16 protein-coding genes and 1 tRNA gene are annotated in these 9,555 nt (G+C 62.1%); 10 read left to right on the forward strand and 7 right to left on the reverse strand.

The features are described 5' to 3' along the window. Window positions 1–32 precede the first annotated feature (32 nt). Together BCCGELA001_RS18580 and BCCGELA001_RS18585 are read right to left on the reverse strand one after the other, a co-directional pair. On the reverse strand, window positions 33–335 hold the full coding sequence (locus BCCGELA001_RS18580; RefSeq protein ID WP_008558881.1) for a hypothetical protein: 303 nt from the start codon (window positions 333–335) through the stop codon (window positions 33–35). Window positions 336–451: 116 nt separating this feature from the next. After that, window positions 452–943: a hypothetical protein gene (locus BCCGELA001_RS18585; RefSeq protein WP_060736004.1), complete on the reverse strand. Its 492-nt coding sequence runs from the start codon at window positions 941–943 to the stop codon at window positions 452–454. Window positions 944–1,294: 351 nt separating this feature from the next. Between BCCGELA001_RS18585 and BCCGELA001_RS18590 the strand changes: the two genes are divergently transcribed. The 4 genes from BCCGELA001_RS18590 (at window position 1,295) to BCCGELA001_RS18595 (ending at window position 3,015) form a co-directional block, all read left to right on the forward strand. Further along, window positions 1,295–1,591 (forward strand): HU family DNA-binding protein, encoded by a 297-nt coding sequence (locus BCCGELA001_RS18590; protein ID WP_008558895.1) that lies wholly within the window; start codon window positions 1,295–1,297, stop codon window positions 1,589–1,591. A 361-nt stretch (window positions 1,592–1,952) separates the two neighbouring features. Beyond that, window positions 1,953–2,090, forward strand: coding sequence for a hypothetical protein (locus BCCGELA001_RS38380; RefSeq protein ID WP_008558897.1), 138 nt, complete (start codon window positions 1,953–1,955; stop codon window positions 2,088–2,090). A gap of 79 nt (window positions 2,091–2,169) precedes the next feature. Further along, window positions 2,170–2,334 carry a hypothetical protein gene (locus tag BCCGELA001_RS37975; protein WP_158511631.1) on the forward strand — a complete coding sequence of 55 codons (165 nt, stop codon included), beginning with the start codon at window positions 2,170–2,172 and terminating at the stop codon, window positions 2,332–2,334. Window positions 2,335–2,817: 483 nt separating this feature from the next. After that, window positions 2,818–3,015, forward strand: a complete 198-nt coding sequence (locus tag BCCGELA001_RS18595) for a hypothetical protein (RefSeq protein ID WP_060736005.1) — start codon at window positions 2,818–2,820, stop codon at window positions 3,013–3,015. A gap of 208 nt (window positions 3,016–3,223) precedes the next feature. On the opposite strand, the gene BCCGELA001_RS18600 is transcribed toward BCCGELA001_RS18595, so the two are convergent. Then, window positions 3,224–3,439, reverse strand: a complete 216-nt coding sequence (locus tag BCCGELA001_RS18600; RefSeq protein ID WP_008558903.1) for a hypothetical protein — start codon at window positions 3,437–3,439, stop codon at window positions 3,224–3,226. A gap of 298 nt (window positions 3,440–3,737) precedes the next feature. Here BCCGELA001_RS18600 and BCCGELA001_RS18605 point away from each other — a divergent pair, with 298 nt between their 5' ends. After that, window positions 3,738–4,022, forward strand: a complete 285-nt coding sequence (locus BCCGELA001_RS18605) for a hypothetical protein (protein ID WP_060736007.1) — start codon at window positions 3,738–3,740, stop codon at window positions 4,020–4,022. A 63-nt stretch (window positions 4,023–4,085) separates the two neighbouring features. Here the strand turns inward: BCCGELA001_RS18605 and BCCGELA001_RS38385 are convergent, their stop codons facing one another. Beyond that, window positions 4,086–4,250: a hypothetical protein gene (locus BCCGELA001_RS38385; RefSeq protein ID WP_008558907.1), complete on the reverse strand. Its 165-nt coding sequence runs from the start codon at window positions 4,248–4,250 to the stop codon at window positions 4,086–4,088. A gap of 261 nt (window positions 4,251–4,511) precedes the next feature. On the opposite strand from BCCGELA001_RS38385, the gene BCCGELA001_RS18610 reads away from it, so the two are divergent. The 4 genes from BCCGELA001_RS18610 (at window position 4,512) to BCCGELA001_RS18625 (ending at window position 6,909) form a co-directional block, all read left to right on the forward strand. Next, entirely contained in the window at window positions 4,512–5,273 is a 762-nt protein-coding gene (locus BCCGELA001_RS18610; RefSeq protein ID WP_008558909.1) for an SIR2 family NAD-dependent protein deacylase, read from the forward strand. Between the two features lie 198 nt (window positions 5,274–5,471). Next, entirely contained in the window at window positions 5,472–6,134 is a 663-nt protein-coding gene (locus BCCGELA001_RS18615; RefSeq protein WP_060736008.1) for a cold-shock protein, read from the forward strand. Window positions 6,135–6,253: 119 nt separating this feature from the next. After that, window positions 6,254–6,736, forward strand: coding sequence for a DUF192 domain-containing protein (locus tag BCCGELA001_RS18620; protein ID WP_008558919.1), 483 nt, complete (start codon window positions 6,254–6,256; stop codon window positions 6,734–6,736). Between the two features lie 96 nt (window positions 6,737–6,832). Further along, window positions 6,833–6,909: transfer RNA gene (locus BCCGELA001_RS18625), tRNA-Pro, on the forward strand. A gap of 52 nt (window positions 6,910–6,961) precedes the next feature. Here BCCGELA001_RS18625 and BCCGELA001_RS18630 read toward each other — a convergent pair. Together BCCGELA001_RS18630 and BCCGELA001_RS38390 are read right to left on the reverse strand one after the other, a co-directional pair. After that, the gene (locus BCCGELA001_RS18630; RefSeq protein ID WP_060737717.1) at window positions 6,962–7,213 is read right to left on the reverse strand and encodes a hypothetical protein; all 252 of its coding nucleotides are present in this window, start codon (window positions 7,211–7,213) and stop codon (window positions 6,962–6,964) included. Between the two features lie 387 nt (window positions 7,214–7,600). Then, the gene (locus BCCGELA001_RS38390) at window positions 7,601–7,759 is read right to left on the reverse strand and encodes a hypothetical protein (protein ID WP_193409726.1); all 159 of its coding nucleotides are present in this window, start codon (window positions 7,757–7,759) and stop codon (window positions 7,601–7,603) included. A 304-nt stretch (window positions 7,760–8,063) separates the two neighbouring features. Between BCCGELA001_RS38390 and BCCGELA001_RS18635 the strand changes: the two genes are divergently transcribed. After that, on the forward strand, window positions 8,064–8,270 hold the full coding sequence (locus tag BCCGELA001_RS18635) for a hypothetical protein (RefSeq protein ID WP_008558931.1): 207 nt from the start codon (window positions 8,064–8,066) through the stop codon (window positions 8,268–8,270). Window positions 8,271–8,312: 42 nt separating this feature from the next. Here BCCGELA001_RS18635 and BCCGELA001_RS18640 read toward each other — a convergent pair whose 3' ends face one another. Next, window positions 8,313–9,485, reverse strand: coding sequence for an OpgC domain-containing protein (locus tag BCCGELA001_RS18640; RefSeq protein ID WP_060736009.1), 1,173 nt, complete (start codon window positions 9,483–9,485; stop codon window positions 8,313–8,315). Window positions 9,486–9,555: the final 70 nt, after the last annotated feature.

Here is a 9,555-nt window from a genome sequence, read left to right on the forward strand (position 1 = left end):
GCTCGCCGGTCGTCGCCCCGCGGCTTCGGCGATCAGGCTGCAATCCGTTGCTCGACCGGCGCCGTCAGATATTTCAGCACTTCGGCATGCTCGAGGTCGGGAACTGCGATCGCCGTGTGGCTGTACATCGCGTGGCTCCCCGAGCTTGCGATCCTGTCCAGGATCTCCTTGCCCTTGACGACGTGCAGGCCCATGCCGTCGCCGGACGGGAAGATCGCAAGCACCACGTCATAGGCTGCGATGACGGCGCGCAGCGCCTCGGCCTTGTCTTCGGCGACATCGACGAAAATGCGCACATCTGCCGCGAGTTCGCGCAGCTCGTTAAAATCCAGCATTTCGGGGATACTCCAACGCAACCTTACTGATGCGAGATTGGCGGCGTTAGGTTACCGAAGTCTCAACAAGGCGTGCCCCGCCACAAGTTTCACGACGAGGTGACCGGCTGGGCTCGCTAGCGCTTGGCGTCGGTCTTGCGAAGCCGCGCCTCCGCCGCCGCGTCGACGAGGTTCAAGGCGGTACCGTCATAGCTGAGCTTGAATCCGCGGCCGACGATCCATGTCCATCCGTCCTGATCCTTGACGGCCTCGGCGTTGAACTGGTCGGAGATCGATTTGACGGCGGCCTCCTGCGGGCCCGGATTGTTCAGCTCCGCGTGGACGCGCCAGATCGGACGCCTGGCGTCCGCATCGTCGCTGTAGACCGTGACCTTGGCGCCGTTGATCTCGCATTCGAGGGTTAGCGAGCCGCGGCCATGACGGCAGAGATAGTGACGCTGAGTCACGAGCTTGGTCGTTTCGTCGGATGTCATTCCGGGCGAGAAGCCGAACATGTCCGACTTCTTCACGCCGGCGAGGGACGCGGGCTTCAGGAAGCGCGGCTGGATCGCGACGATGGCTGCGACTGCAACAACGACCAAGCCGGCGAGAACGATGGCGACCTTCATGAGTCCCCCACGAGAAAACTGCTCGACCATATAGCAGCCGGCAGACTGCCGGGCACCGAAAAGCGAAAACCCCGCCTGGGGGAAGCGGGGCTCTCTGGTGGGGTGAAGCTTGGGGACTTCATGAATGGGACGCGCCAGCCGGAAAATGGTTCAAAAAGAATCCACACGAGCTGCCGCATCGTTCACAGGTAGTCTGGAACCCCAGAGAACCGCTGCTTGCGTTTTGGGCCTCGATGGGCTCTAAGCCCGGTCACTTCATGACCTCTGGCATGAATCCAAAGCGCGCCTCCGCGGGTCTTCCCCCGCGTCCCACAGAGTTTACGTGCGCATCCCTTCAAAGGAATTCAGAACATGGCGAAGATGACGAAGACCCAATTGATCGATGCAATTGCCGAAGGTACGCAGCTGTCGAAGAACGACGTGAAGTCGGTGATCGAGTACATGGCCACGGTCGGCTACAAGGAGCTCAACGAGTCCGGCGAGTTCGTCATTCCCGGCTTCGTGAAGATGTCGGTCGTGAACAAGCCGGCGACCGAAGCCCGGATGGGCATCAATCCCTTCACCAAGGAGCCGATGCAGTTCGCCGCCAAGCCCGCCAGCAAGTCGGTCAAGGCCTCGCCGCTGAAGGTGGCCAAGGACGCGGTCTAAAGACGTTGTTTGAGCATGATCTTTTCGGAAAACCGCGCACTTTTCCGGATCATGCTCCAAAGAAAAACCCCGCGCTTGCGCACGGGGCTCTCTCGGCCGGCGGCGTTGGGATTTCAGCGCCTGGCCGCCAGCCGTGCACTACACTTAAGGTTGAAAATCCAAAAAGCAACAGCGCCGCGATGACGGAATATGTTCGTCAGGCGGCGCTGCCGTATGACTGGGCGCTGAAATCCCCAGCTTTCCATGGGTCCGCGCAGCAGGGGAAAGGTTCAACGCGTCGTGCCCGGGTTTTTCGGGGAGAGGTCTGGACTTTTTGTTCTCGGTTTGTTCTAGTGAGGCATCTTCTTCTGGGAGGTGATTCATGACCGTCGAGAAACAGCGCGAAGTGATCAGGCTCTGGAACGAGCTCAGGAAGCTCGAAGGTCCGGCCGCAGAAGAGCTCCGCATCCAGATACTGGAATGCTTTTCGGAGAAGGGCAAAGCGAAGCGGGCGGCGTGATCGGGCGGGCGAAACGCGTTGCCGATATCATTGGAACGAACGTGGGACGCCTGCGTTCGCGCAGGATGACATGCCCACAATGCGCCAAGCCGATGACGACGATCGCGCCCAACAGCTTTCGCTGCGAGCCGTGCCGCGAGATCGTCATCGTGTTCGCCGTCGTCTCGAAGTTCTTGCCGCCGAAGATTTTGCCGTCGAGTCTTGCGCCGAGCACGTGACGATGCAGGCTTTCACCGATCGTTAGGATTTGCGTCTCACTGATTCTTTCGACTCCGATTCGTTCTTTGCGAACGGAATGGAGTCGGATGCAGAACAAGCCGGGGCTTCTGTATCGATGCGGGACATGCGCGTGGCGGCCAGCTTTCGCGAGAGGCTTACGTGGTTGTCGGTAGCGTCGCGATGGGCGTCACGTGATCGGACGTTCGCCGTGCGCGCGCATACCGCTTGTTAAGAGTTGCTCCGCGCCGATTTCTTCGATTCCGATTCGTTCTTCGCGAACGAAAAGGAGTCGAAGCTGGAACAAAACGGAGGGCGCGAGCCGTGCGATGTCGGAAGCCGCGCACCGCGATGCGAGAGCCGGCTGCGCAACTCCTAACGAAAGCTTGTGCGAAAGCCGATAACCCTATTCGGTTAGGTTAAAAGCCCAATGGCGTTGCGCTTGCCGCTGCTTGGGATAGGTGTTTGGCAAGAGAATCAAGAAACGACCTTTGCCAAGAAGCAATTTGCCATGACGCCATTTTCGGAGCCGTCCTTTCATCAAGGCGATCGCCACACCTATCGGCGCGTCGCCGTCGTCGGCACGCTCTTTTGTCTCGCTTTCGTGCTGATCAGCTTTTCGGTGCGGCCGCAGGCCGAGGACACGCGTGTGGCGGTCAAGGCCGACCGCCTGGTACGCACGGCAGGACAGCCGCCGCGCACGAACTAGGAAGCGCGCTAGTTTCTCCCGCCGCTGGTCCGGTCGTCAGCAGACGCGTTCGTAAAGGTGCCGCCGCGCGAGGCGAGGGCGACAAAGCCGGCATAGCCGGACAAGTTGAGCAGGACTTCGAGCCACGCAGGCATATCGGGTCTCTCCTTCCTGAGGCCGATCTCAACGTGTGCGCGAACTCCTTGTTCCGTGCTCACATCAGAACTGCTCAAAGCGGTGAGGAGGGATCGAGCTTGCGGCCCAAGGCCGCGACGGATTCGCTCGACGGCTGTTCTCTCAGGAACTCGGCGATGGCCTGCGCCAATTCGCGGTCGCTCATCGGCGTCGGCGGCGGGCGCAGCGCGCCGACACCAAAGTTGCGGACGATTTCCTCGTAGTGCTGATCGTCGGATTTGGGCACGAGCCGGCGGATACGGGCCAGCAAAGCGGATATCGGCAATCTCTCCTCCTAACACGTCCGCCCCGCTGGCAACCACACGCGTCTGCTGCCATTTCTCCCGTGAAACTAAAAACCCCGCCAGCACCGCGGAGGATGCTGACGGGGTCTTCGTGCTGTCGCCCCAACCGGATGGCGGAGGCTTCCGCACTTGCAAGGTCAATCCGCCCGCCGCGCGATCGTTCCCGCGGGTTCACTGTTTTTTGGTGGCTCCGGGTTCCCAGCTGCGCGCAACCATCGCAGGCGGCCGCCGTTATCTCGGCGAGACGCGCGAAGGAGGAAGATGATGAAGAAGACACTGGCAGTTCTGGCCACCGTCGCAGCGGTCGGCGTGACCGCGGTCGCGGCGCCTGCGCCTGCCGAGGCACGCGGTCGCGGCATCGGGCCGGGCCTGGCATTCGGTTTGGCCGCCGGCGCGATCACCGCGGGCGCGGTCGCCGCATCGCAGCCGTACGGCTATTACGGCCCGAGATACGGCTATTATAGCGGCCCCCGCTATTACGAGCCGGGCCCCTACGCCTATTACGGTGGCGGACCGTACTACCGGCACCATCATTGGCGCCACTGGTAGCGACCGAGAAACGAAAAGCCCGGAGCGATGCTCCGGGCTTTTTCGTGCACGCGACATTGGCGTCTACGGCCAGAGCGAAGGACGTTCGACCTTGCGGGCATTCTCCAGCGTCGACACGAAATATTCCTCGCGCTCGCGCTTGAATTTTTCCTGGGTGGCACGGAAGGCGGCGACACGGGCGGCAATCTCTTCGCGTTCGCGCTCTTTGCGTTGTTCGTCTTCGGTCATGTCAAATCCCCTCTACACCTGAGTATGTGCACCTGAACTCAAGCGCTGCCGCCGCAATCACGTTGAGTCGCGTCAACGCATCCATTGGTGCTTCGGAATGGGGCGTCAATGGGGAGGAGGCATTGCAGGATTGTGATATGGGAAGGGCGGAAGGAATTGCCTACTCTGTTTGTCTTCGCTCTTTTCTTTCACGGTGGATAAGAGCGTCAACAATCTTGCCGCTTGCCCGCCCTGGGAGCGCAAACACATCGGGAGCAGCGCGTGATTGCATCGGATCTTCGCAGCGGCGTCGAACGGCTCGGCGACATGATCGCCGAAGCGAAGAGGATCGTGCCGTTCACCGGCGCGGGCATCTCGACCGAATGCGGCATCCCCGACTTCCGCTCGCCGGGCGGAATTTGGACGCGCTATCGTCCGATCCCGTTCGACGAGTTCGTGGCGAGCCAGGAGGCGCGTGACGAATCCTGGCGCCGGCGCTTTGCGATGGAGGCGGTGTTCGCCGCGGCAAAGCCGGGCCGCGGTCATCGCGCACTGGCCTCGTTGTACCGCGCCGGCAAGGTTCCCGCCGTGATCACCCAGAACATCGACAATCTGCACCAGGCCTCGGGGCTGGCGCCCGAGCACGTGGTTGAACTTCACGGAAATACTACTTATGCGCGATGCATCGGATGCGGGCAGGTCTTTTCGCTCGACTGGGTGAAGCAGAGGTTCGATGCCGACGGCGCCGCGCCCACCTGCACGAGTTGCGATGAGCCGGTGAAGACCGCCACGATTTCGTTCGGCCAGATGATGCCCGAGGACGAGATGCAGCGCGCGACCGCGTTGTCGCAGGCCTGCGATCTCTTCATCGCCATCGGTTCCTCGCTGGTGGTGTGGCCGGCGGCGGGCTTTCCGATGATGGCGAAGAACGCTGGTGCACGTCTGGTGATCATCAACCGCGAGCCGACCGAGCAGGACGACATCGCCGATCTCGTCATCCGCCACGACATCGGTGAGACTCTCGGGCCCTTTGTCGGAAATTGAGGCATCAATTTGATTCGCGGCCGTGCAAGCTGTTCATAGGTTCCGGCGAATCTCTTTTTTGTCTATGCCTCGCAACCGGGAGTGTTATCTTTTGAGTCGAAAGATTCGCGTCGCGTCCAATTGAGAACATTCTCTTAAGACGCGTGATTCGAGAGCCGCCAATGTGGCGGGTTGCATGGCAGTGTGGGGTCCGGGGTTATGGGGTCGTCGGACGGATTTGAGTCCAAGAAGCTTGGAGTTCCCGGACAGAGCGCTTCGCCGGGGCGATTGGCGCCGGGTGAGCATGGTGGCGCGGGCCGTGACACCGCGCTCAGTCCCTTCACCGGTCTCGGTGAGACCAGCGCCAACCTCGTCGAGGTGACCGGCGTCATCAAATGGTTCGACGCCTCCAAGGGTTACGGCTTCATCGTTCCCGACAATGGCTGGCCCGACGTGCTCCTGCACGTGACCGTGCTCCGGCGCGACGGCTTCCAGACTGCTTACGAGGGCGCCCGTATCGTCGTCGAGTGCATCCAGCGCGCCAAGGGCTATCAGGCCTTCCGCGTGGTCTCGATGGACGAGTCCACCGCGATCCATCCGGCGCAGATGCTGCCGCCGCGCACCCATGTCACGGTCACCCCGACCAGCGGCCTGGAGCGGGCCCAGGTCAAATGGTTCAATCGGCTGCGCGGCTTCGGCTTCCTGACCTGCGGGGAGGGCACGCCCGACATCTTCGTGCACATGGAGACGCTGCGCCGCTTCGGCATGACGGAGCTGCGGCCCGGGCAATACGTGCTGGTCCGCTTCGGGCCTGGCTCCAAGGGCATGATGGCGGCCGAGATCCATCCCGAGACCGGATCGCCGGGCCTGCAGTCGCACTAATTTAGACGGGTCCGTTCCCGCAATCGTGAGCAGAGGCGCGCCGGCTGGCCGGGGCGCCTCTGGCTTTTCCGGCGACCGCCGCGTAAGGACTGCTCCAGTCCCACGCCTCGAGTATTCCCATGAATTCTGATCGAAAGGCCGTCTGGTCCGCTCTGAAGGGGTGGCTCGTCGCCATCCTCGTTGCCGGCGTCACCGCGGCCACCGGGTCTGTCTACGCTGCGAGCTTCCAGCCGCTCGAGATCGTCACCAAAAACGGCGTGCAGGTGTTCTCGGTCGAGATGGCGACGACCGAGGAGGAGAAGCAGACCGGCCTGATGTACCGCAAGGAACTGCCTGATGGCAAAGGCATGCTGTTCGACTTCAATCCCGAGCAGGAAATCTCGATGTGGATGAAGAACACCTACGTCTCGCTCGACATGATCTTCATCCGCGCCGATGGCCGCATCTTGCGCATCGCCGAGAATACCGAGCCGATGTCGACCAAGATCATCTCGTCCAAGGGGCCCGCCCGGGCCGTGTTGGAGGTGGTGGCGGGAACGGCGCAGAAATACGGCATCCGCCCCGGCGACCGCGTCGGCCATCCGCTGTTCGGCAGCAAATAGGCCGGGCAAGCGAGGGCGTTTCCGGGGTCGCCGGCAGCTTCCAGGAAGCTTGCTGGCGCATTGGGAAGCGTGTATCGACGGGGCTCGCAGGACATTCGGGGTATAGCGCAGCCTGGTAGCGCGGCAGTTTTGGGTACTGCAGGTCGTTGGTTCGAATCCAGCTGCCCCGACCAGTCCCGGGGATCCCCAGCGGGGCGTCCTGAGGCGATGCCGACCCTCGCGGGCTCAGAACAGTAGCCAGTTGATGAGGCGCCAGCCGATCCAGGCGAGGGCGCATATCCAGCCAAACATCGCGACGACGGCGAGGCCGAGACCGCAGAGCGCGACCAGCGAGCTTCCGGTCTCCGGCGGCTCGGCAAGCGTCTCGTCGGCAAGCGTCTTGTCGGCAAGTGCTTTGGGTGCATCGACCTGGCTCGTTCCGTCGCCTTGCCCTGCTGCCTGCTCGTCCTTCACCTCGGCTCGTTCGCGGATGTTCACCGGCACGCTCCACCTCACATGGAGTGGGGGCAAGCGGGCGCACGCGGTGGACGCCTTATGCCCCTGATTGGGAAAAAGCTGCAACGTCTGGCGCGGTGATTGGTTGCGGCCATCAGAGCTGAAAAGGCACTGTGGAGGCCTTGGCACTTACGCTCAGGGCAGCGACCTCAGCCGCTCAGGGCGGCGACCTCAGCGCGACGTTCAAGCCGCTGCGCCCTTCGCGGCGGCACAGAATCGCCGGGGTTCATCGAACCTTCCGTTCGTCGCCATAGACATATCCGTATTGGGGATTTCAGCGCCCAATGTCTAAACGGACGCCGCCAAGCGATGATATTCCGCTTGCGCGGCGTTGCGCTTTTTCAGCCGTTGTTTCTCAGGTCTGATCCGTCAGTTCGCGGCGTACCAGCCGGACGGAAACGGCACCAATGGCCAGGCCGTCTGGTTGTCGTTGGCGGCCTTCGGCGGATCATGGGCGGGCGTCCTTGCGATCGGGTCGGGCGTCGTCGATCGCAGCGCCAAGCGCAGAGATGCGCATTGCAAGTTCATCGTGGTCGCCCCGCCCGTCGAAACTTTTCAAAATACGTGTCGGTTCAAAATCACCGCGCGTTCCAAAAACGGCGCGCTCTCAAATCACGCACGCATTCTAGGAAAGTCGAGGCCGGCTTTCAACCAATCTCGCCGCTTGCGCACGAGAAGTAAGGTTGATCGGTTAGGTTAAGCGCGAGCAGTGGTTGCAGCCGCCCTGGTGATCGTTATCAGATGGACACCAACTCGCGATGGACTGCCTGCAATCCGTGCTCACACAGGGTCACAGTTCGTCGCGGCGCGTGTATCAGTCGAGTTCTGCGTCATGTCTTTCGACCGCGACTTCACAACCGCCGGTCCACAATCCGGTCCGCAATCGAACTGGACCGAAATCTGGCATCTCTGGACCGTGATCGTCCCACGCCGCTCGATCAATGGGCAGCTCGTTTACGGCAGGGTCTGGCGCCGCCACGACGGGCGCGACTGGATCTACAAGAAGTTCACCGAGTTCGACGGCGAAGCGGCGGCCTGAGCCGGCATTACCGTCGTCAGGCCGAAATCGCTGCGCCCCGTCTCAGCCGGCTTTCGCCGCAGCAGCCGGTTTGGCCGGCGGCGGCTTCAGCGGCTTGTCCTGCTTCTTCGACCACGAGATGTAATAGGCCACGGTCGTCATGATCGCGATGCCTGCGATGCTGACGAATATTTGCGCCAGCAGCGAGCCCGAGCTCATCGACAGCTCGAAATGGCCGACGAAGGACAGGAATACGCCGACGCAGAACACCGCGAGCGACTGCTGGCCGCAGACGATCAGCGGATCGAACACCTTCCATTCCAGGCCCGGCCATTCCTTGGGCACGAAACGGATCACCAGGATCACGATCACGACGAAGTGCATGAAGCGATAAGGTGCAAGGTTGGTCTTGTCGTTGGGATTGAAGGCCGAGAACAGCCACTCCGGGAACATGCCGCCAAAGGTCGGGAAGCGGCCGGCCATGGTCATGACCAGCGCGAAGGCCAGATAGGCGAGGCAGAGGTAGAGCGTGACCGGCGCATTGATCAGCGCCGCCGAGCGCCGCGCGCCGCCCATGGCGCACCAGGCGCCGAAAACGAACAGAACCTGCCAGCAATAGGGGTTGAAGTACCACTGGCCGGCCGGATAGGCCGTCAGATTCCAGCCGAAATGGCGGGCTGCGAGCCACAGCACGATGGACAGCGCCATCGTCAGGTCCGGCTTGCGCAGCATGAACCACAGCACCGGCGGAAACAGTCCCATCAGCACGATGTAGAGCGGCAGCACGTCCAGATTGAGCGGCTTGAAGCGCAGGAACAGGCCTTGGCGCAGCGTCTCGGTGGCGTTGTCGACGAGGCCGGCGACGTTGAACTCGTTGATCATCTCGGAATCGCCGAAGCGCAGCGCGAGATAGCTGATCGAGGCAATGTAGATCACGAACAGGATGATGTGGGCGACATAGAGCTGCCAGACCCGCTTGGTGAGCCGGGTGGCGCCGACGATGAAGCCGCGCTCCAGCATCATCCGCGCATAGACGAAGGATGCCGTGTAGCCTGAGATGAAGACGAACAGATCGGCCGCGTCGGAGAAGCCGTAATTGCGCGTCGTGATCCAATTCACCACGTTGTCGGGGATGTGGTCGAGGAAGATCGCCCAGTTCGCAACGCCGCGAAATAGGTCGAGCCGAAGGTCGCGACCCTTGTCGGGAAGCGTTGCGCTGACGTTCAGGAAGGCCATGCGTCGGGAGCTCTCGGAGAGGACGGAAGCGCTGATATCGGTGAGGCCGGGCCGTCGGACGGGATCCCGG

Origin of the sequence: Bradyrhizobium sp. CCGE-LA001, from assembly GCF_000296215.2 — a bacterium.
In the GTDB taxonomy this organism is placed as follows: Bacteria; Pseudomonadota; Alphaproteobacteria; order Rhizobiales; family Xanthobacteraceae; genus Bradyrhizobium.

Bases quoted from the DNA above. Each gene is read 5' to 3' on its own strand.
- BCCGELA001_RS18580 (WP_008558881.1), bottom strand. From the start codon at position 335: ATGCTGGATTTTAACGAGCTGCGCGAACTCGCGGCAGATGTGCGCATT.
- BCCGELA001_RS18585 (WP_060736004.1), bottom strand. From the start codon at position 943: ATGAAGGTCGCCATCGTTCTCGCCGGCTTGGTCGTTGTTGCAGTCGCA.
- BCCGELA001_RS18590 (WP_008558895.1), top strand. From the start codon at position 1,295: ATGGCGAAGATGACGAAGACCCAATTGATCGATGCAATTGCCGAAGGT.
- BCCGELA001_RS38380 (WP_008558897.1), top strand. From the start codon at position 1,953: ATGACCGTCGAGAAACAGCGCGAAGTGATCAGGCTCTGGAACGAGCTC.
- BCCGELA001_RS37975 (WP_158511631.1), top strand. From the start codon at position 2,170: ATGCGCCAAGCCGATGACGACGATCGCGCCCAACAGCTTTCGCTGCGA.
- BCCGELA001_RS18595 (WP_060736005.1), top strand. From the start codon at position 2,818: ATGACGCCATTTTCGGAGCCGTCCTTTCATCAAGGCGATCGCCACACC.
- BCCGELA001_RS18605 (WP_060736007.1), top strand. From the start codon at position 3,738: ATGAAGAAGACACTGGCAGTTCTGGCCACCGTCGCAGCGGTCGGCGTG.
- BCCGELA001_RS38385 (WP_008558907.1), bottom strand. From the start codon at position 4,250: ATGACCGAAGACGAACAACGCAAAGAGCGCGAACGCGAAGAGATTGCC.
- BCCGELA001_RS18615 (WP_060736008.1), top strand. From the start codon at position 5,472: ATGGGGTCGTCGGACGGATTTGAGTCCAAGAAGCTTGGAGTTCCCGGA.
- BCCGELA001_RS18620 (WP_008558919.1), top strand. From the start codon at position 6,254: ATGAATTCTGATCGAAAGGCCGTCTGGTCCGCTCTGAAGGGGTGGCTC.
- BCCGELA001_RS38390 (WP_193409726.1), bottom strand. From the start codon at position 7,759: ATGAACTTGCAATGCGCATCTCTGCGCTTGGCGCTGCGATCGACGACG.
- BCCGELA001_RS18635 (WP_008558931.1), top strand. From the start codon at position 8,064: ATGTCTTTCGACCGCGACTTCACAACCGCCGGTCCACAATCCGGTCCG.
- BCCGELA001_RS18640 (WP_060736009.1), bottom strand. From the start codon at position 9,485: ATGGCCTTCCTGAACGTCAGCGCAACGCTTCCCGACAAGGGTCGCGAC.